Genomic DNA, 19,588 nt, shown 5'->3' with positions numbered 1-19,588 from the left:
AACCATGATTGCAAGGAAAACGTTACTCGCGCTGGCGCTCAGCGCCGTCTTACCATCAGGCGCGGCGTTCGCGGCCAATACTGACACTCTCATTTACTGCTCAGAAGCGTCGCCAGAGTCATTTAACCCGCAAATCGCCAGTTCCGGTCCATCGTTTGTGGCCAGCTCACAGGTGCTCTACAACCGACTCATCAATTTTGATCCGGTAAAAAATACGCCAGTTCCGTCTCTGGCAACGGACTGGACGATTTCGCCGGACGGTAAGACCTACACTTTTACCCTGCGTCAGGGCGTGAAATTCAACAGTAATAAATTCTTCAAACCAACCCGTGACTTCAACGCTGATGACGTGGTTTTCTCGGTATTACGACAGAAAGATGCCGATCATCCGTACCACAAAATTTCTCAGGGAAGCTACGAATACTTCAACGATGTCGGTCTGGATAAACTGATTAAAGAAGTGAAGAAGGTCGATGATTATCACGTTCAGTTTATCCTTAATGAACCTAATGCCGCGTTTCTTGCCGACTGGGGAATGGATTTTGCCTCCATCCTCTCTGCGGAATATGCCGACGTGATGCTGAAAAAAGGCACCCCGGAAAACGTCGATAACTGGCCAATTGGCACCGGGCCATACGTGTTGCAGCAGTACAAGCAGGATTCGCAAATCCGCTATCTCGCCAACCCGAACTACTGGGACGGCGCCGTCCCCACGAAGCACCTGATCTTCTCAATCACGCCAAACGTTCAGACCCGATTGGCGAAACTGCAAACCAATGAATGCCAGATAATTCCGGCACCTGCGCCCGTACAGTTTGACGAGATTAAGAAGAATAAAGATTTGACGCTGCATTCGGTTGAAGCGCTGAACGTCGGCTATCTGGCGTTTAATACCGAGAAAAAACCGTTTGATAACGTGCTGGTGCGTCAGGCGCTTAACTACGCGACAGACAAAAAGGCCATTATTAACGCCGTCTTTTTAGGTTCCGGTACGGTGGCAAAATCGCCAATTCCGCCGAATATGTTGGGATTCAATAAAGATCTGCAGGATTACGCTTATGACCCGCAAAAAGCGAAAGATCTGCTGAAACAGGCGGGACTGGAAAACGGCTTTGAAGCGACGCTGTGGTCAATGCCGGTTCAGCGCCCATACAACCCGAACTCCCGACGGATTGCCGAGATGATCCAAAGCGACTGGGCGAAGGTTGGCGTGAAGGCGAAAATTGTGTCGTACGAGTGGGGCGAATATCTCTCCGGAATGCGTAAAGGTGAGCATGACACCGCGTTGTTCGGTTGGATGTCAGACAACGGCGATCCGGATAACTTCGCCGATGTACTGCTGGGTTGTGACAGCATTAAAACCGGATCTAACGCCGCGCGCTGGTGCGATAAAGAGTATAATTCGCTGGTTCAAAAGGCGAAACTGGTGAGTAAACCGGAAGAACGCGCCGCGCTTTACCAGCAGTCGCAAGAGATTTTCTACCAACAGGCTCCGTGGATCGCGTTGGCAAACGGGAAAACGTTTTACGCGACGCGCAGCAACGTCAGCGGATACAGCGTTAGCCTGATGGGCAGCGATTTTTCAAAAGCAAAATTAAATTAATGAGTTAAGGAGAGGTTATGTCGCATCTGGATGAGGTCAGCGCACGTGTTGATGCCGCCATTGAAGAGAGCGTCATTACGCATATGAATGAATTGCTGATTGAACTCAGCGATGATGTCGTGCTGAGCCGGGAAGAACGTTACAACCAGCAACAGCGTTTGCGTACGGCTATCGCACATCATGGCCGTCAGCATAAAGAGGATATGGAAACCCGTCGCGAACAGTTGACCAAAGGCGGCACAATCCTTTAATTCGTTGTTGCCAGATGGCGAAGTAACACCTTATCCGGCCTGCATGTTCAGGCCGGATAAGCGCAATTAAAACGAACGTCTCGCCACCAGCCAAGCCCCAACAACCAGCAGCACCGCGCCGCAGACCGGCCCCACCAACGCCCGCAGCGGCACGCCATGACTGCGCAGAATATCCAGCACCAGTCCGCCGATTAACTGGCTGGCCACCAGCACCGCGATAGTGGTTGCTGCACCCACATTTTGGTATCCACTGATGCTGGCAAAAACAAAGAACGATCCCAGCAAGCCAGGGATTAGCGTCCACCAGCGCACGTTGGAAACCAGTTCCCCAAACCCCGCCATACCTTGCTTAAACCACAGTATGCTGACAAACAGCACGATCCCGACCAGCGAGTTAAGTAACATGGCGATGAGGATCGTCGAGGACGTCTGCGTGATGCGTACCATCAAGGTATTTTGCACCACCAGACCAATACCTGCGGCAATCAGAAAGGAGAGGGTTAGCGTCTGGTTCATCTGCTGGCATCCGGTTCGCGGCGATCGTCTAACTGCAACTGCATAAAAGTCAGATCCAGCCAGCGCCCAAATTTCGTGCCAACCTGTGGCATTTGCGCGGTGGTTTTAAAACCCAGCGTACTGTGCAGATGCAGCGACGCCTGATTCTGAGACTCAATGCCCGCAACCATCACATGTTTGCCGCACGCGCGGGCTTCTTCTATCAGTCTGCTGAGCAGCGCTCGTCCCAGGCCTTTACCCTGATGAGCAGGATGGACATATACCGAATGTTCAACGGTATGACGGAATCCATCAAAGTTACGCCAGTCGCCAAAGGAGGCGTACCCTGTAATTACGCCATTCTCTTCACTCACCAGCACCGGATAGCCCATCAACTGGCGGGCTTGATACCATGAGATACGGTTTTCGGCATCGACCGTTTGATCGTTCCAGATAGCCGCCGTATGCAGTACCGCGTGGTTGTAGATTTCTGCAATGGCGGCACAGTCTTCTTTGCTGGCAAATCGAATGGACATGTTGAACCTCAGGGGTTGTTCACTATAGTATTACAATATGAATACTATTGAAGACAGCATAAATCAACGGATCGGTGCAAGAATTCGCATTGAGCGGGAGTCTCGCGGCTGGTCTCTGACGGAACTCGCTGAACGCGCAGGCGTGTCGCGGGCGATGATCCATAAAATAGAGCGCGGTGAGAGCAGCCCTACGGCCACGCTGCTGGGCAGGCTCTCCGGTGCCTTTGGTATCAGCATGTCTATGCTGATGGCGCGGGCCGAAATGCAGGAGGGCAAGCTGCTGCGCTTCGCTGATCAGCCTGTCTGGCACGACCCGCAAAGCCACTATCTGCGCCGCCACGTTTCACCGCGCAGCGATCTGCCTATTGATCTGGTGCAGATAGAATTGCCTGCCGGAAGCGATATCCCGATGCCAGCCTCTTCCTACGTGCAGGCAAGACAACTTATCTGGCTACAGCAGGGGGAATTGGTCTTTGTGGAAGGGGACGTGCGTCATGAAATGCGGGCTGGCGATTGCCTGGAGCTTGGCCCACCGAATGATTGTCGGTTTATCAATGAAACCGCACACCCCTGCGTTTACCTGGTTGTGCGGTTAAATCATGTCGTCAGCTAACTGGCGGACACAGGCTGCTACTATTGATGGAATCATGCCAAAAGCAGAGGAGCACATCATGGGTCAACAGACTAATCGCAATCGCCGCTGGGTACTGGCTTCCCGCCCGCATGGCGCGCCGGTCCCGGAAAACTTCCGTCTTGAAGACGATGAGGTGGCAACGCCGGGTGAAGGCCAGGTTTTGCTGCGCACCATTTTTCTTTCCCTCGATCCCTACATGCGTGGACGCATGAGCGATGAGCCGTCTTACTCCCCGCCGGTAGAGATTGGCGGCGTGATGGTTGGCGGGACCGTGAGTCGCGTGGTGTCCTCCAACCATCCTGATTACCAGCCTGGCGAGTGGGTGCTGAGCTACAGCGGCTGGCAGGACTATGACATCTCCGACGGTAACGGGCTGGTGAAGCTTGGCGATAATCCCGAACATCCCTCCTGGGCGCTGGGAGTGATGGGGATGCCAGGATTTACTGCTTATATGGGGCTGCTGGATATCGGTCAGCCAAAAGCGGGGGAAACGCTGGTTGTGGCCGCCGCCACCGGCCCGGTTGGCGCAACGGTAGGGCAGATTGGTAAGCTCAAAGGCTGCCGGGTGATCGGGGTTGCAGGCGGGGCAGAGAAATGCCGACATGCCACCGAGGTATTAGGCTTTGATCTCTGCCTCGATCACCATGCACAAGATTTTGCGCAACAGCTGGCAAAAGCCTGTCCGCAGGGGATCGATATTTACTACGAAAACGTTGGCGGCAAGGTATTTGACGCCGTTTTGCCATTGCTCAATACCTCTGCGCGCATTCCGCTGTGCGGACTGGTCAGCGGTTACAACGCCACATCGCTTCCAGGCGGACCCGATAGATTACCTTTGCTGATGGCAACGCTACTGAAAAAGCGTATCCGGATGCAGGGCTTTATCATTGGTCAGGATTATGGTCACCGTATTCAGGAGTTTCAGCGGGAGATGGGGCGCTGGGTTAAAGAGGGCAAAATCCATTACCGCGAGCAAATCACCGACGGTCTGGAAAATGCGCCGCAGACCTTTATCGGCCTGCTGACGGGCAAAAACTTCGGTAAAGTGGTGATTCGTCTTGCAGACGATGCGTAAAACGGATGGCGGGAGTCATTCCCGCCAGTGTTACTCAAAACGCCAGGCCAGATTAATCCCTACGCCATAGTTTCGTCCTGGCGCCGGTTCGTAATATCGACCATTTGCCTCATTCACTATCACCGAACCGACGTAGGACTTATCAAACAGATTATCCACCCGACCGAACAGGTCGATCATCAGACTGCGGTAATAAAATTTATAGCCGGTATTTAAACCCACTACGGTATAGGACGGGGCTTGCGCCGTATTTTCATCATTGGCCATAATGTTGCTCATATAACGAACATCAGTTCCCGCATACCAACCTTCATCAGGCACGTAGCCCAGCGAAGCAAATCCCATGTTTTGCGCAATGCCAGGCAGGCGGTTGCCGTTGCAGTTTTGATCGCCACAGACGTTGCTGCGGTAGGTCGCATCCAGCCAGGTCCATGCAGCTTTTACGCGCCAGCTTGCGGCAAAGCGTTGGTCCCAGGATAACTCACCTCCCTGACGGCGAGTTTTTCCAGCGTTTTTGTAGGTTGTCCGCCCGCCGCTACTGCTGTCAACCACGATCTCGTCATCGGTATCGGTCTGGAATAGCGCTGCGGTAAACAGCCCATCGCCGATACGCGTTTTACTGCCGATTTCCACGGTATCGTTTGTGGAAGGCTGTAGGTCAAAATTCATCCCACTTTGGCCGTCGGAGCGATAAGACAACTCGTTGATGGTGGGCGTTTCGAACCCGCGTCCCGCGGCCAGGTAGACGTTCCAGGCATCGGTGATGGCGTATTTTAACGATCCGGCAGGTAACCACTGGTGATAGCTGACGTCACCGCTGTCATCTGCGTTACCAGGCGTAATATAGCGATCGTTAGAATCAAACCACACCGAACTGTAGCGAACCCCGGCATCCAGCGAGAGTTTCTGCGTTAATTGCCACTGGGTTTGCAGATAGGGATCGACATTCCACATCAGGTTACGTTCGTTACGTCGTAAGTCGCCTTTCTGACCATATTCTGGCACGCCATCATCAAGGCGAAAGTTGTTGTAGCCTTTACGGCTTTCGCTCAGGTTTTCGTAATTCAGACCGGTGGTGAAGGTCACGGGTATGCCCAGTTCGCCACGGTGAGTCCAGCGGTTGTCTATCCCTTGATAATGACGTTGCAGGGTAATAACGCCTCCGGCATGAGAGGGTTTTAACTGCGGGGCCATCGGGATCGACTGATACTGAGTGGTTTCACGCTCCCCCGCATAGGTCATGATGCTGATATCATCCTTCGCGCTAAGCTGGCGTTCATAGCGCAACCCCGCCTGGGTCTGCTTGATGGTTTTTCGCGTGTTGTATTGCTCAGCGCGGGGAGATTGCTGCGGATTGGCCTGCCACTCCGACTCGGTAAGACCACCAGGATCGTCAGCTTTACTCTCTACGCTATTGAAAATCAGGGTTAGTTTGCTCGTATCGTCCATGCGCACGCCCAGTTTGGCATTGGCCAGATTTTTTTGGGCGCTGCTGCGATCGCGATAACCATGGGTAGTAAACCGGGTTGTGGAAACGGTGTAATCCACATCCCCTCGCTGTGTGCCATCGCCCAGTGCGCCCGTTGCTTTTAACCCGTAGCGCCAACTGCCAAAACTGCCGTAATAACTGCTGGCTTCAATGGTTGGCGGCTCATGTCCCGTTTCAGTGCTGACATTTATCACTCCACCAGACGCATTGCCATACAGAGCAGAGAAGGGGCCGCGTAAAACCTCAATATTTTGTACGCTGCTGATATCAATGTTGGATGTTTGACCCTGCCCATCCGGCATGGTTGCCGGGATCCCGTCGACATACAAACGAATGCCGCGGATGCCATAAGTGGTTCGCGAACCAAATCCGCGAATCGACAACTGGAGATCCTGGGCGTAGTTTTGCCGATTTTGCACCTGTAGCCCAGGGACGCTGGTCAGGGATTCAGACAGATTAATTCGCGGCGTTGCCAGACGCATATCTTCTCCGTCAACGACGCTGACGGCGGCAGGGGTGTCCAGTTCAGAAACGGACTGTGGTGTCGCGCTAACGATCAGCGTTTGATCGTTTATCTCACTTTCTGCCACGGCATAAGGCGAGAGGAAGACAGGCAGTAAAGAAACAGGAAGTGCAGTGTAGCGGGCTGAAAAAATCGTCATGAACAAGGCCAGTTAATGATGCTTACGCCGTAAAACCGGCGATAAGCGCGTGAATTTTTTTATAAAAGATGAATTTTAGCGCTGCTGAATTGCGCTAATTTTCGGGCAATGACAACGATTGTAGTCAATATGTGAAGAAGTGCTCCACTTTGAGATGAATAATGATTACTATTCTCATTCCTAAAAAAGGCAAAACCATGATTTTGCTCATTGAAGCTATGTGAAGCAGTAACAAACGAATTTATCAAAGGGAGTCGTCATGTCTTTACGTCATCTGTTTTCGCCGCGTCTGCGTGGTTCTTTACTGTTAGGTTCACTGCTCGTTGCATCATCTTTTACTACGCAGGCTGCAGAAGAACTGCTGCGCAAAGCCGTGGGCAAAGGCGCCTATGAAATGGCATACAGCCAGCAAGAGAACGCGCTGTGGCTGGCGACTTCGCAGAGCCGCAAACTGGATACCGGCGGGGTGGTTTACCGTCTTGACCCGGTCACCCTCGAAGTGACTCAGGTTATTCATAACGATCTCAAACCGTTTGGCGCCACCATCAACAACGCCACGCAAACGCTGTGGTTCGGCAACACGGTAAACAGCGCGGTGACGGCAATGGATGCCAAAACGGGCGCGGTGAAAGGACGTCTGGTGCTGGATGCGCGTAAGCGTTCTGAAGACGTTCGCCCACTGCAGCCGCGTGAGCTGGTCGCCGATGACGCCACCAACACGGTATACATTAGCGGTATTGGTAAAGAGAGCGTGATTTGGGTGGTGGACGGTGATGCCATTACATTGAAGGACACCATTCAAAATACCGGCAAAATGAGCACCGCTCTGGCTGTCGACAGCAAGGCTAAACGCCTGTACACCGCCAATGCGGACGGTGAATTCATCACCATCGATACCACCACCAACAAAATTCTCAGCCGTAAAAAGCTGCTGGATGATGGAAAAGAGCATTTCTTCATCAACCTGAGTCTGGACACGGCGGGCAATCGCGCCTTTGTCACCGACTCTAAAGCGGCGGAAGTGCTGGTAATCGACACACGTAATGGCAACGTCCTGGCAAAAGTCGCCGCGCCGGAATCCCTGGCCGTGCTGTTTAACCCGGCGCGTAACGAGGCCTACGTGACCCATCGTCAGGCCGGCAAAGTGAGCGTGATCGACGCGAAAAGCTATAAAGTCGTTAAAACGTTCGAGACCCCAACATTCCCGAATAGCCTGGCGCTCTCCGCCGACGGTAAAACCCTGTACGTTAGCGTGAAACAGAAGTCCACCCGCGAGCAGGAAGCCACCCAGCCGGACGATGTTATTCGTATTGCGCTGTAATTAACCGGAGGGGGAAACCCCTCCTGTCACTTCTGTAAATCCCCCGATACGCCTCGTTACACCCCGCCAGTAGCCTGACCTACTTCAGGGACTTACACTACGCCCTCAACGGCTAACTGAATAACACGGGAATACCATGAAAAAGCCATTTATCTGTCTTTGTGCAGGCGTAATGCTGTTTACATTGGCAGGATGCACCACCGATTACGTCATGACGACCAAAAGCGGACAAACCATCACCACCCAGGGTAAGCCAAAACTGGATAAAGACACGGGAATGACCAGCTATACCGATCAGGATGGGAATGCGCGGGAAATTAACAGCAACGACGTAGCGCAGTTGATTGAAGCGAACTAAAAAAGAAGGCCTGAAGGATTAACCTGTCAGGCCTTCTGCCGTTATGGCGCGGTGCGGTGGATCTCTGCAACGCGTTTACGCACGCCGAACCAGCCCGCGACCAGCAGGATGGCAATCAGCGGTAATGACGCGATGGTATAGGTGCCGTTTGGATAGTCAAACGCCATCAATACCAGTACGCTCACCAGGAACAGCAGCGTTAACCACGAGGTAAACGGTGCGCCCGGCAGTTTAAAGCTGACGTCTGCCGTTTTACCTTCTTTTATGGCCCGGCGCAGACGCATCTGACAGACCATGATAAATCCCCACGATGCAATAATGCCCAGTGACGCGAAGTTCAACACGATCTCAAACACCTGTGACGGCACCAGATAGTTCAGGAATACCCCGACGACATACACGACCAGCGTGGCGAGGATCCCGGCCCAGGGCACCTGTTGACGGCTCATTTTAGCCATGAATTTCGGTGCCGAACCGCCCATCGACATGGAGCGTAAAATACGCCCGGTGCAGTACAGCCCTGAGTTAAGGCTGGAAAGCGCCGCGGTGAGCACCACAATATTCATGATACTGCCAATGTACGGCACGCCCAGTTTGGAAAAGAAGGTCACAAACGGGCTTTGCCCCGCCTGATAGGCGTTCCAGGGCAGTAGCAGAACCAGCAGCACGACAGAACCCACATAGAACAGACCAATACGCCAGATAACGCTATTGATTGCTTTCGGCACCATCGTTTGCGGATCTTTGCACTCACCGGCGGCGGTACCCACCAGTTCAATAGAGGCAAAGGCGAAAACCACACCCTGTACCAGTACCAGCGCAGGCAACAGGCCATGCGGGAAGAAGCCGCCGTTGTCGGTAATCAGGTGAAAACCCGTGGCGTTACCATCCAGCGGCTTTCCGGTACCTAAAAAAACGGTACCTACCACCAGGAAAATCACAATTGCCAGTACCTTAACCAGCGCAAACCAAAACTCCATCTCCGCGAACCATTTCACGCCGATCATGTTCATGGTACCGACAATAGCCAGCGCGCCGAGGGCAAACACCCACTGCGGCACGTCGCCAAATGCGCCCCAGTAGTGCATATACAACGCCACCGCGGTGATATCGACAATGCCGGTCATCGCCCAGTTGATGAAGTACATCCAGCCAGCCACATAGGCGGCTTTCTCACCTAAAAATTCACGGGCGTAGGAAACGAAGCTACCGCTGGAAGGGCGATGTAAAACCAGTTCGCCGAGCGCGCGCAGTATAAAGAACGAAAAAATACCGCATACCAGATAGACCAGCGCCAAAGCCGGGCCGGCCATCTGCAGGCGTGCGCCTGCCCCTAAAAACAACCCGGTACCAATTGCGCCGCCAATGGCGATCATTTGTACCTGTCGATTGCCCATCGCTTTGTGATACCCCTCTTCGTGAGCATTCAACCAGCGTCGTTTCGCCGCATGTTGTTCCGCGGCTTGCGTGTTGTTTGTGTTCATTACGATTCCTGTTGACCTGACAAAAATACAACATCCTTATTGCCGCACCTGCTGCGGCGAAAACAGCCTTACCCTTCATTGTGTTACGGGGGAAAACTGCCGGCCGAGCATCCTACATTCAATTGATTGGTTCCGCAAAGCCCCGGTAACAAGAATTCAGCATTTTTATGCAGCCGGTACTGGCGCGGTGTGGCCTCGATTCAGCCAATAAAGGAGAAGGGCGTTTATACCTGTAGAGGTTCTACGCCGGAACCGCCGAAACCCAGTTTAAGTCCGGCAACAAGAGTATCCAGATCGATAAGTTCATTGCTGCTCTGGAGGGTGTAATGCCCGTTCAGTAAAATGTGCTGCAGGCCATCTGTGATATCCGGGTCAGCGCCTCGACGCCTTTGGTATTATCTTCGGCTTCCAGTCTCTCCAGCAAACGTGACAGGAACACGGAGTTGTAATAAATGATCGCATTGGAGATCAAGCGCCCACACTGGGTACTGATGTCCGTTTCAGTATCATTTTTCCCTGTTAACTCTTTCTTACCGCCGACTTTGGCGACTGATGCACGTAACTGGTGATAAGATTAAACGCGATTCTGGGAGCGACGGATATTGCGTTCCAACTGCGGGTCACGCAGATACTTCAGCGTGTAAATACTGCGAACCAGCCGATCGTATTCAAATATCGCCTGTCTTGTCGGGTTGGCCGTTGTATATGTACATAACTTGCGGATCAGCGTTCCCTACGTCATTTCCTTCAGCCCAGGCGTGGCGACGATGCGATCAAGAGTGCTTTTTTCGCGTGTGATAAGGTCCAGAACAATGTGCCCGCAGGCTGGATCAGGCATTTTTTATGTGCTGACGAATCCTTTTATCGGACGCTTTCCCGAGAAAAGTAATGAAAAACTGGATGTAATGAAATTAGCATGGAGCGGTTATGTACAACAACAATGAAGTCATCAGTTATCTACAGGCTAACAGGATCCTTGCATTAAAGCTCGATCATGCAGTTTCTGCCGTCGGTCAGCAGGTTACAAATCAAGTTGAAACCTTGGGAAAGGGCGCTACCCGTCTGCTGTATTACACGTCCTGCTTTACCGATGAATATAATGATATTTGCCAGCAGCAAAAAACGGAGGATCTGCGCTTCAGGAATGCTGTTATTCGCATTATCCAGCATGGTGACGTTGTCTATGAAATGCTTCGTGTCTACTTTGAAGAAGTATTCAAATACAAAACTAATGCCCAATTAGAGCATATTAAAAAAGCACTTATGGCTGTAAATGTTCATATCGCGTCCAGCACCCTTACCGGTGCGGGGTACGCTTTAGCGGTCGCTACCAGCGTCCGTATCGGATTGCATCTAAGTATGCAACTCAGTGCTCTTACGGGACGTGCAGCGGGTACGACTGCGGGGGTTGTGGCCACGTACGGCTTGGTTCAGAAAGCGGCGGATAGTGCTCGTCGTCTACACGTCCAGTATCCAGCTTATTACTCTGCACTTTACATGCAACAACTGGATATGATGTATTTCCTGATTGAACCGGTATTTGAGCGCGCGGGCGCACTTGAAGCGCAATGGTCATCTGATTCCGGTATAGCAAATATCATCACCCGGATGATCAGATAACCATGATTCGATCACTAAAGAAATTTCTACTGTGGCAGCTCAGGTTTTTATCATCGCTGTACGGACCTGTAATTTTTACGATTATTTTCGCATTGCTCCAGGGATATTTTTTCCCTGACAGCCCTGTCTGGCCTACAGGCGTATTCGCCATAGTTATGATTGTTATTTTCACGCGTTACTGTAAATGGTGACAGCGTTAATATCACAGTTACTTAAATCATCACTGATAAGGAAATTATATGTCTACTCCCGCTCATTTATGGCTTGAAGATGAAAATGGAGCGCCGATTGTTGGCAGTTGTTTAATGCCCCTGCGTTTGGGTTCCATCGAATTAAAATCATTTTCGCACGGCGTAACCATTCCAGTAGACCCCAATTGGGGCAAACTTACAGGGACGCGCGTTCATAGCCCGATCACGATAGTGAAGGAATTTGATCAGACAACACCGCTCCTGTACCGCGCTGTCTGTGAAGGCCGAACCATGAAGAAGGCGACAATCAAGATGTACCGTATCCTGGAATCGGGCATCGAGGCGGAGTATTTCAATATCATTCTGGAAAACGTCAAGTTCACAACGGTTGCGCCATACCTGTCACCTAACGGTATGAGTAGTACTCACCTTGAAACGCTCGAGTTGCGTTATGAGGCGATTACCTGGAAGTATACGGAGGGTAATATTATCTATCGAGACTCATGGAACGATCGTTGTTGTGCCTGATGACGAGGGGCACCAAAGGAGGAAAGAAAATGGTCGACTTAACTTCTGAACAACGGCAGTTGGCGAAGATAGTTCATGATAATGATGATGCTCAATTATTGCGGGCTGTTATGACTATATGGATGCCTTTAAACGGGGGATGGACAGCGCTTCAAAAGTCCAGATGCCTGCAATACCCTGGATATTTCGCTTTGCAAAATGGATGGAAAGGCTGGCTCAGGGCATTGCTGATGGAGTCATTGAGGTACCGAAAGATCACTAAAAGCAACGGACCGGAAATTTCGGCGGTTCCGGCGTAGAGCCCCATGTAGAGGAGTGCGCTTATCGAGACATTCACCCAATAAGCGCCGTAACGTTATGCCGATACGCCAAAGACCTGAACGGCCTGCTGTAAGCGTGATGAACGCTGGGTCAGATCGGCGGTGGCGTCGGTGACGCGCTCCACCATCTCGGCATTATTGTGTGTCATGGTGCCAACGCGTGAAATTGAATCGTTAATCAGATCCAAAGCCTGGGTTTGCTCACGCGTGGCCAGACTAATGTCTTTGATCATCATCGACATCTGCAGTACATCCCCAATCATCCCGGTGAGATGCGTTTCCGTTTGCTCCACCATTTTGACGCCGCTATTAACATTGGCGACGTTCTTCTCAATAAGCTGTTTGATCTCTTTTGCCGCAGACGCCGAGTGTTGGGCCAGATTGCGGACTTCTGCCGCGACAACGGCGAAGCCACGCCCGGATTCCCCGGCTCGCGCGGCCTCAACCGCGGCATTAAGCGCCAGAATATTGGTCTGAAAGGCGATGCTGTCGATCACGCCAATGATGTCAACGATCTGCCCGTTGTCACGCGATATCGCCTGCATCATGGCGATAGTTTGTTTCATGATATCGCCGCCTTCTGCAGCGTTGGCGCTGGTTTTATCGGCCATGGTCATGGTATGTGCCGCCGTCTCAGCGGTTTGTTGTACCGCGCTACCAATTTCTTCAATGGCCGCAGCGGTTTGTTGCAGGTCGGCAGAGGTTTCTTCTGAACGCTGATGCAGCGCCGTACCTTCTTTTGACACCCGCTGACTGATAGCGCGAATACCGGAAATTTGCGTACTGACGTCATCGACCAGAGAATTCAGATTAAGCCCGGACTGATTAACCAGTCGCATTAGCATTCCGATCTCATCCACCCGATTTAAATGACAGTTATCAGGTTTACGTCCGGACACCACTTTCTTCATTTGCGTCAGGAGCGTATTAACTGGCTGACAAATTTGATACTTAAGGTAAATAGCCAGCGCCATAAATAACACCAGCAAGCCACCCGACTGAATAAATGGATTAAACGGGGCGAAGATAAATAGCAAGGCGAGCAGGGCCGTCACCCCTAAAGAATAATTGACGCGCTGGCTGATATTCAGCCATTTAAACATGGAGGTCCATGCCAATAAGCCGCGACGAATGATAATCCCTTTAAAAAGTCGAAAGCCTTTAAACTGCTGACTATTCATTTTTTGGTATAAACTTTCGCTGTGAGTTATTTCATCACGCGAAGGAACGGTACGCACGGAGATGTAACCGGTGAGTTTTTCATTGTGCCAGACCGGCGTAACGTTGGCGCGAACCCAGTAATGGTCACCATTTTGGCGACGGTTTTTCACCATACCCGTCCAGCTGTCTCCCTGCTGTAGCGTGTACCACATATCAGCGAATGCAGCGGGAGGCATGTCAGGATGGCGAATAATATTATGCGCTTCGCCCATTAATTGATCTTCGTTAAATCCGCTGGCATCGATAAAAGCAGAGTTAGCGTAGGTAATATGACTTTCTTTATCCGTCGTTGAAAGCAGCGTCGCTTTGTCGTTAAGTGCGTGCTCAATTTGTGTAACGGGCATGTTACTTTTCATAGAGGCCCCATAATGATATGTATAATCCATACAAAAATCCCCGCAATAAAATCGGGAGGAATATTAAAAAGCCGTTTTAAACCGTTTTAATAAGAAACGCTGCATTCTCTACTAATCATCATTTCTGTGGAAGTATTTAAATTAAAAAATCTCTGTGGAATATTCATTCAGGGTCATAAAACTGAAACATTTTATACAACCGCATAACGTTTTAAGTCATTTAACCTGACTTAACGTAAATCGCGTTAAAAAACGTTTTCGCAAAAAGAAAACTGGCATGAAATGATTTGGATGTTATTCCCGTGAGACCAACGACCCTATTATATTTTGTAGGCCATACATTCCGCGTGTTTTCAGTTTCGTGTTCCGACCAGTACAAGGCGATCCGAATTTTAACCCTGACAGCGTCAGGGCTGGTTATCTACTTTTTAGCTGAGTAAATGTGAATTAAATGTTTCTGCATGGTTATCTGATAATTTAATAATAATGACATGTTAACAAGCATAGGCCCGTAACATGTCATATCGCCTGAGTATTCTGGATAAAAGCCCCCTCGGGGAAGGTGAAACCGCCGCGATGGCGCTTGCCCGGACGTTGCGTCTGGCGCAGCAGGCAGAAGAGTGGGGATACCATCGTTTCTGGATCGCGGAACACCATAATACGCCACAGCTGGCCAGCCCATCACCGGAGCTGGTGATTGCCTGGATCCTCGGGCAAACCCAGCGTATTCGCGTTGGCTCCGGTGGCGTGATGCTGCAACATTACAGCCCGTACAAAGTGGCGGAAAACTTCAATCTTCTGGCCTCGCTGGCACCCGGGCGTGTCGATCTCGGCGTAGGGAAAGCCCCTGGCGGCTTACCACTGTCGACTCAGGCACTACAGCAAGGAGTGCATCAGGATGAAAAAGGCAGTTTTGCCGACCAACTTTCCCAGCTTAACGACTGGCTGACGCTGAGCGGCACGGAAAGCGGGGAAACGGTATTTCCGACGCCAATTCCACCGTTACCGCCGCAAGGATTTGTCCTGGGAGCCAGTGTGCAAAGCGCACAGTTAGCAGCGCAATTTAATTGGCATTTTATCTTTGCCGCACACCTCAACGGTGACCGCGCGTTATTGCGTGACGTTTTGTCCTTCTGGCAGACCCACAGCGCACGTCCGACGATAGTTGCCGTCCAGGTGATTGTGGCTGACAGTAACGATACCGCCGCGCAGCTTGCGGAAAACGTGCAAATCTGGGGCGTGGAGCTGGGGAATGGTCAACGTGTCACGGTAGCCAGCGAAGAGCAGGCGCTGGCATTCGCCGCGCAGGCCGGCAGTCCGCCACGCAAAATCGCGCGTCGTGAGCAGGCGTTGTTACACGGCACGGCTCAGGAGGTGATGGCGAAGCTGAATGCCCTGCATACGCAATTTGGCATTGATGAGTTCATTATCGACACGCCAGTGGCGGAAGGTCACGCGCGTCTGACATCGCTGCGGTTGTTGGCGCAAGCCCATAACGCCGTGGAGGTGCTCTGATGACTCTGGCCTCAACGCTTATCAACTGGCGTCGTGAATTACACCAGCACCCGGAACTTTCCCTGCAAGAGGCGGCAACGACGGCGCGCATTCACGCCTGGCTGCACGCAGCGGACGTCGAGATTTTGCCGTTCGACCTGAAAACCGGTCTGGTCGCGGAAATCGGGCAGGGAGAAGATGTCATCGCGCTGCGAGCGGATATCGATGCGCTACCGATAGAAGAAAGCGCCGATGTGCCGTTTCGCTCCCTCACTCCGGGAGTGATGCATGCCTGCGGGCATGACGTCCACACCAGCGTCATGCTGGGCGCCGCGCTGCTGCTTAAACAACAGGAAACACACTTACCGGGTCGCGTACGTATTTTGTTTCAGCCCGCTGAAGAGAGTTTCGGTGGCGCAAAAACGCTGATCCGCGCCGGTGCGCTGCACAACGTTGCGGCTATTTTTGGCATGCACAATGAGCCAGGTTTACCGGTGGGGGAATTTGCCACACGCGGCGGTGCGTTCTATGCCAACGTCGATCGCTTCGTGCTGCGTATTAATGGCAAGGGCGCACATGCGGCGCGTCCGCATGAAGGCAGAGATGCCATCCTGCTCGCCAGCCAACTGGTCACGGTGTTGCAAAGCGTTGCCAGTCGCGACGTTAACACACTGGATTCAGTGGTGCTTAGCGTGACCCGTATTCAGGGAGGAAATACATGGAATGTGTTGCCAGAATCCGTTGAGCTGGAAGGGACGCTCAGAACGCACCGGACTTCGGTGCAGCAGCAGGTTAAAGCACGGGTTAATGACATCGCCGCCGGTTTTGCCCACGCCTTTGGCGCACAAATCGACGTTATCTGGCATGCGGGGCCGACCGCGTTGGTAAACGATGCACGTTGGGCCGATATCGCCACCGCCGTGGCGAAACAATCAGGCTACACCACCCACCATGCCGACCTGCATATGGGCGGCGAGGATTTTGCTGTCTATCTGCAAAATACGCCTGGGGCATTTGTCAGTATTGGCAGCGCCAGTGAATACGGATTACATCACCCGGGCTTCAATCCGGACGAACGTTTAATTGAACCTGCCGCGCATTACTTTGCACAGTTAGCAAAAACGGCATTCGCACATCTTTAAGTTTACCGGTTGGGTAGGGGTTATTATGGCTGAAAATCGGCAACTACGGCTCGGCACTATTCTGCATGGCGCAGCGGGAAATATGTCCGCATGGCGTCATCCGGCGGCGCAGGCCGATGCCAGTATTAATTTTGATTTTGTCAAAGAGACGGCGCTTATTGCGGAAAAAGGGAAGCTGGATTTTATTTTTGTCGCCGATGGTCTGTATATTAATGAAAAATCAATTCCACACTTTTTAAATCGCTTTGAGCCGCTGACGGTATTATCTGCTTTGGCCAGCATTACCCAAAATCTGGGATTGGTTGGCACGGTATCCACGTCATACAGCGAGCCGTTTACTACCGCACGGCAGTTCGCCAGCCTTGATCATCTCAGCCAGGGGCGAGCCGGATGGAACGTGGTCACATCACCTCTGGAGGGTTCGGCAAAGAACTATTCCCGTGCCCAGCATCCAGAACATGCCCTGCGTTATCGTATCGCCGATGAATATTTACAGGTGGTGAAAGGACTGTGGGATTCCTGGGAAGATGATGCTTTTACCCGTAATAAGGCAAGCGGAGAGTTTTTTAATCCGCAAAAACTGCACACGCTTAACCATCATGGAGATTATTTTCAGGTCGCAGGGCCGTTAAATATTGGGCGCACGCCACAAGGCCGTCCGATTATATTCCAGGCGGGCGCTTCACAGGATGGTAAGAAATTAGCGGCGCAGCATGCCGATGCTATTTTTACCCATCAGGAGTCGCTGGCGGAGGCCAAAGAGTTCTATCAGGATGTAAAAAGCCAGTTGGCCTACGCCGGGCGACATCCCGAACAACTGCATATATTCCAGGGCGTCAGCGTGATTGTTGGCGACAGCGCAGAGGATGTTGAGCAGCAGTATCAGACTACCGCTGCGCTGGTCTCTATTACCGACGCGCTGAACTACCTGGGCCGCTACTTTGAACATCATGATTTCGCCCAATATCCACTGGATGCACCGTTCCCGGATCTGGGTTCCCTTGGACAAAACAGCTTTCGCAGTACGACTGATGAGATCAAACGCAACGCGCGTGAGCGTGGCTTAACGCTACGCCAGGTTGCTCTGGAAGCGGCCAGTCCACGCCCACGTTTCAGCGGTACGCCACAACAGGTTGCCGATGGTCTTCAGCAGTGGTTCGACGAAAAAGCCGCAGACGGTTTTATCATCCAGGGGGGAACGCCAGATACCTTCCCGCGTTTTGTCGAACAGGTTGTCCCCGTGCTTCAGGCGCGTGGCCTGTTCCGCCATGAATATCCCGGTACGACCCTGCGCGCAAGCCTGGGACTCGCGACACCTGCAAACCAATTCACACAATAAGAGAAAAACGCTATGCAGAAAAAATCAGTCTTCCTCGCGCTGTCACTGGCTTTCAGCGCTAACGTCTGGGCAAATGATGTGACTATTAACGGTACGGGCGTAAGCCTGGAAGCCAATAAAACGCCAATCAATACGGCAAAAAATCCGCAGGCGATTGCGCAGTTGCCCGCGAACCTGCACCTGGCCGTGCCGGGTAAATTCACCGTGGCGATTGCCGGGTTAAGCCAGCCGCCGCTGACCGTCTTTGCCGATGACAATAAGACACTGATCGGCAGCGAGGCGGACATCGCTCGTCTGGTGGCTGACAGTCTGGGGCTGGAACTCAACGTCGTGCCCACGTCATGGGAAGACTGGCCGCTGGGCGTCACGTCCGGCAAATATGATGCCGCGATCAGCAATATTACCGTCACCAAAGCCCGCAAAGAGAAATTCGATTTCGCGACGTATCGTAAGGACTCCCTTGGCTTCTATGTCAAAACCGGCAGTAAGCTGAAGAAAATCGAGCAGGCAGAAGATATCGCCGGTCTGCGTATCATCGTCGGTTCGGGGACAAATCAGGAAGCCATCCTGCTCGCCTGGAACGATGAGAACGTGAAGAAAGGGTTGCAGCCGTTTACGCCGGTGTATACCAAAGATGATGCCGCGCAAACCCTGGCTCTGCAGTCAGGCCGCGCCGATGCTTACTTCGGTCCTAACGTTATCGGCGCGTGGAAAGCTGCACTCAACGGTAAAACGCAACGGGTGGGCAGCGTTGATGGCGGTTGGCCAAAAGCGGCACACATCGCTGTGACGCTGAAAAAGGACAGCGGTCTGGTTCTGCCGGTACAAACCGCCCTCAACGGCGTAATTGGCAACGGCGACTATGACAAGGTGCTGAACCGCTGGGGAGAAGGGGTGGAACGTATTCCGCAATCTGAAATCAACCCGGCCGGTTTAGGCGACTAAGGAGGTCATCGTGAGCGATCAATTTCGCGTGGTCTCACCTGAAGCCAGCGAGCTGCAGCCAATTTTGAACGGTCTGTTCGGTGAATATGCCGCCCGCTATGGCGATTATTTTTCTCGCGACGCTGAAGTGGAGCTGACCGAATGGTATCTGGCACCGCAGGGACTTTTCGTGGTACTGGAGCGCAGCGGCGAGATTATCGCCACCGGGGCCTACAAACCTTACGACAAAGACACCGCCGAGATTAAGCGCATCTGGACGAAAAGCAGCCTGCGTCAGCAGGGGCTGGCGGCGCGCGTGGTGCAGGAGCTGGAACGCAGGGCGCTGCTGGCGGGCTACAGCCGGATTTATCTGACCACGGGATTTCGCCAGCCAGAGGCCGTGCGACTTTATTTAAGCCAGGGCTACGATCCGCAATTTGATACAGCGCGCGATCCCGAAGAGTACAGCCTGCCACCGTTTGATGGCCGGCTGCGCTTTACCAAACTCTTGACCATCGCCGGTCAGGCCAGAATAGCCTGAGGAG

16 protein-coding genes and 3 pseudogenes are annotated in these 19,588 nt (G+C 52.4%); 13 read left to right on the top strand and 6 right to left on the bottom strand.

All coding sequences use genetic code 11. The features are described 5' to 3' along the window. Positions 1-4 precede the first annotated feature (4 nt). Both BZK42_RS04225 and BZK42_RS04220 read left to right on the top strand, forming a co-directional pair. Positions 5-1,603 (top strand): ABC transporter substrate-binding protein, encoded by a 1,599-nt coding sequence (locus BZK42_RS04225; protein ID WP_016156573.1) that lies wholly within the window; start codon positions 5-7, stop codon positions 1,601-1,603. A 17-nt stretch (positions 1,604-1,620) separates the two neighbouring features. Then, positions 1,621-1,854, top strand: coding sequence for a YdcY family protein (locus BZK42_RS04220; RefSeq protein ID WP_080858793.1), 234 nt, complete (start codon positions 1,621-1,623; stop codon positions 1,852-1,854). Positions 1,855-1,920: 66 nt separating this feature from the next. Here BZK42_RS04220 and BZK42_RS04215 read toward each other — a convergent pair whose 3' ends face one another. Both BZK42_RS04215 and BZK42_RS04210 read right to left on the bottom strand, forming a co-directional pair. After that, positions 1,921-2,370 carry a DMT family transporter gene (locus BZK42_RS04215; protein ID WP_080858792.1) on the bottom strand — a complete coding sequence of 150 codons (450 nt, stop codon included), beginning with the start codon at positions 2,368-2,370 and terminating at the stop codon, positions 1,921-1,923. Further along, positions 2,367-2,885 (bottom strand): GNAT family N-acetyltransferase, encoded by a 519-nt coding sequence (locus tag BZK42_RS04210; RefSeq protein ID WP_016156571.1) that lies wholly within the window; start codon positions 2,883-2,885, stop codon positions 2,367-2,369. Before BZK42_RS04210 ends, BZK42_RS04215 begins: the two co-directional genes overlap by 4 nt. A 37-nt stretch (positions 2,886-2,922) precedes the next feature. On the opposite strand from BZK42_RS04210, the gene BZK42_RS04205 reads away from it, so the two are divergent. Next, complete coding sequence (locus tag BZK42_RS04205; protein ID WP_046275593.1) at positions 2,923-3,498, top strand: helix-turn-helix domain-containing protein; 576 nt, start codon at positions 2,923-2,925, stop codon at positions 3,496-3,498. 58 nt (positions 3,499-3,556) lie between these two features. After that, positions 3,557-4,594, top strand: a complete 1,038-nt coding sequence (locus BZK42_RS04200; RefSeq protein ID WP_080858791.1) for an NADP-dependent oxidoreductase — start codon at positions 3,557-3,559, stop codon at positions 4,592-4,594. Between the two features lie 30 nt (positions 4,595-4,624). Here BZK42_RS04200 and pqqU read toward each other — a convergent pair whose 3' ends face one another. After that, positions 4,625-6,745 (bottom strand): TonB-dependent receptor PqqU, encoded by a 2,121-nt coding sequence (gene pqqU / locus BZK42_RS04195; protein WP_080858790.1) that lies wholly within the window; start codon positions 6,743-6,745, stop codon positions 4,625-4,627. Between the two features lie 259 nt (positions 6,746-7,004). On the opposite strand from pqqU, the gene yncE reads away from it, so the two are divergent. Further along, complete coding sequence (yncE, locus tag BZK42_RS04190) at positions 7,005-8,066, top strand: 7-bladed beta-propeller protein YncE (RefSeq protein WP_046275590.1); 1,062 nt, start codon at positions 7,005-7,007, stop codon at positions 8,064-8,066. Positions 8,067-8,202: 136 nt separating this feature from the next. After that, positions 8,203-8,424, top strand: a complete 222-nt coding sequence (locus BZK42_RS04185; RefSeq protein ID WP_003020157.1) for a YgdI/YgdR family lipoprotein — start codon at positions 8,203-8,205, stop codon at positions 8,422-8,424. A gap of 41 nt (positions 8,425-8,465) precedes the next feature. Here the strand turns inward: BZK42_RS04185 and ansP are convergent, their stop codons facing one another. Both ansP and BZK42_RS04175 read right to left on the bottom strand, forming a co-directional pair. Then, positions 8,466-9,908 carry an L-asparagine permease gene (ansP, locus tag BZK42_RS04180; protein ID WP_047358134.1) on the bottom strand — a complete coding sequence of 481 codons (1,443 nt, stop codon included), beginning with the start codon at positions 9,906-9,908 and terminating at the stop codon, positions 8,466-8,468. Between the two features lie 224 nt (positions 9,909-10,132). Then, a pseudogene (locus BZK42_RS04175) lies at positions 10,133-10,766 on the bottom strand (Tn3 family transposase); the annotation flags it as partial. A gap of 69 nt (positions 10,767-10,835) precedes the next feature. Between BZK42_RS04175 and BZK42_RS04170 the strand changes: the two are divergent. From BZK42_RS04170 to BZK42_RS04155, 3 genes and pseudogenes are all read left to right on the top strand, one after another. Next, entirely contained in the window at positions 10,836-11,528 is a 693-nt protein-coding gene (locus BZK42_RS04170; RefSeq protein ID WP_080858789.1) for a hypothetical protein, read from the top strand. 239 nt (positions 11,529-11,767) lie between these two features. After that, positions 11,768-12,247: an Hcp family type VI secretion system effector gene (locus tag BZK42_RS04160; RefSeq protein ID WP_053389794.1), complete on the top strand. Its 480-nt coding sequence runs from the start codon at positions 11,768-11,770 to the stop codon at positions 12,245-12,247. Between the two features lie 29 nt (positions 12,248-12,276). Then, positions 12,277-12,509: pseudogene (locus tag BZK42_RS04155) on the top strand (hypothetical protein). Positions 12,510-12,602: 93 nt separating this feature from the next. On the opposite strand, the gene BZK42_RS04150 reads toward BZK42_RS04155, so the two are convergent. Then, positions 12,603-14,144 (bottom strand): methyl-accepting chemotaxis protein, encoded by a 1,542-nt coding sequence (locus BZK42_RS04150; protein ID WP_080858788.1) that lies wholly within the window; start codon positions 14,142-14,144, stop codon positions 12,603-12,605. Positions 14,145-14,660: 516 nt separating this feature from the next. On the opposite strand from BZK42_RS04150, the gene BZK42_RS04145 reads away from it, so the two are divergent. The 4 genes and pseudogenes from BZK42_RS04145 to BZK42_RS04125 all read left to right on the top strand — a co-directional run bounded on the left by BZK42_RS04145 (position 14,661) and on the right by BZK42_RS04125 (position 19,584). Next, positions 14,661-15,659: an MsnO8 family LLM class oxidoreductase gene (locus tag BZK42_RS04145; RefSeq protein ID WP_080858787.1), complete on the top strand. Its 999-nt coding sequence runs from the start codon at positions 14,661-14,663 to the stop codon at positions 15,657-15,659. Beyond that, entirely contained in the window at positions 15,659-16,780 is a 1,122-nt protein-coding gene (locus BZK42_RS04140) for an amidohydrolase (RefSeq protein ID WP_046275586.1), read from the top strand. The genes BZK42_RS04145 and BZK42_RS04140 overlap by 1 nt, the downstream gene beginning before the upstream one ends. Before the next feature lie 25 nt (positions 16,781-16,805). After that, positions 16,806-19,064 (top strand): annotated as a pseudogene (locus BZK42_RS28910) (NtaA/DmoA family FMN-dependent monooxygenase). Between the two features lie 10 nt (positions 19,065-19,074). After that, positions 19,075-19,584 carry a GNAT family N-acetyltransferase gene (locus BZK42_RS04125; protein ID WP_016153131.1) on the top strand — a complete coding sequence of 170 codons (510 nt, stop codon included), beginning with the start codon at positions 19,075-19,077 and terminating at the stop codon, positions 19,582-19,584. Positions 19,585-19,588: the final 4 nt, after the last annotated feature.

It is taken from the genome of Citrobacter braakii (assembly GCF_002075345.1).
Lineage (GTDB): Bacteria > Pseudomonadota > Gammaproteobacteria > Enterobacterales > Enterobacteriaceae > Citrobacter > Citrobacter braakii.
Note: the sequence above shows the minus strand (reverse complement) of the source record. Positions and strands in the feature narration are given on the sequence as shown.

Excerpts from the sequence above, each read along its gene's own strand:
- BZK42_RS04225 (WP_016156573.1), top strand. The coding sequence starts at position 5 with ATGATTGCAAGGAAAACGTTACTCGCGCTGGCGCTCAGCGCCGTCTTA.
- BZK42_RS04220 (WP_080858793.1), top strand. The coding sequence starts at position 1,621 with ATGTCGCATCTGGATGAGGTCAGCGCACGTGTTGATGCCGCCATTGAA.
- BZK42_RS04215 (WP_080858792.1), bottom strand. The coding sequence starts at position 2,370 with ATGAACCAGACGCTAACCCTCTCCTTTCTGATTGCCGCAGGTATTGGT.
- BZK42_RS04210 (WP_016156571.1), bottom strand. The coding sequence starts at position 2,885 with ATGTCCATTCGATTTGCCAGCAAAGAAGACTGTGCCGCCATTGCAGAA.
- BZK42_RS04205 (WP_046275593.1), top strand. The coding sequence starts at position 2,923 with ATGAATACTATTGAAGACAGCATAAATCAACGGATCGGTGCAAGAATT.
- BZK42_RS04200 (WP_080858791.1), top strand. The coding sequence starts at position 3,557 with ATGGGTCAACAGACTAATCGCAATCGCCGCTGGGTACTGGCTTCCCGC.
- pqqU (WP_080858790.1), bottom strand. The coding sequence starts at position 6,745 with ATGACGATTTTTTCAGCCCGCTACACTGCACTTCCTGTTTCTTTACTG.
- yncE (WP_046275590.1), top strand. The coding sequence starts at position 7,005 with ATGTCTTTACGTCATCTGTTTTCGCCGCGTCTGCGTGGTTCTTTACTG.
- BZK42_RS04185 (WP_003020157.1), top strand. The coding sequence starts at position 8,203 with ATGAAAAAGCCATTTATCTGTCTTTGTGCAGGCGTAATGCTGTTTACA.
- ansP (WP_047358134.1), bottom strand. The coding sequence starts at position 9,908 with ATGAACACAAACAACACGCAAGCCGCGGAACAACATGCGGCGAAACGA.
- BZK42_RS04170 (WP_080858789.1), top strand. The coding sequence starts at position 10,836 with ATGTACAACAACAATGAAGTCATCAGTTATCTACAGGCTAACAGGATC.
- BZK42_RS04160 (WP_053389794.1), top strand. The coding sequence starts at position 11,768 with ATGTCTACTCCCGCTCATTTATGGCTTGAAGATGAAAATGGAGCGCCG.
- BZK42_RS04150 (WP_080858788.1), bottom strand. The coding sequence starts at position 14,144 with ATGAAAAGTAACATGCCCGTTACACAAATTGAGCACGCACTTAACGAC.
- BZK42_RS04145 (WP_080858787.1), top strand. The coding sequence starts at position 14,661 with ATGTCATATCGCCTGAGTATTCTGGATAAAAGCCCCCTCGGGGAAGGT.
- BZK42_RS04140 (WP_046275586.1), top strand. The coding sequence starts at position 15,659 with ATGACTCTGGCCTCAACGCTTATCAACTGGCGTCGTGAATTACACCAG.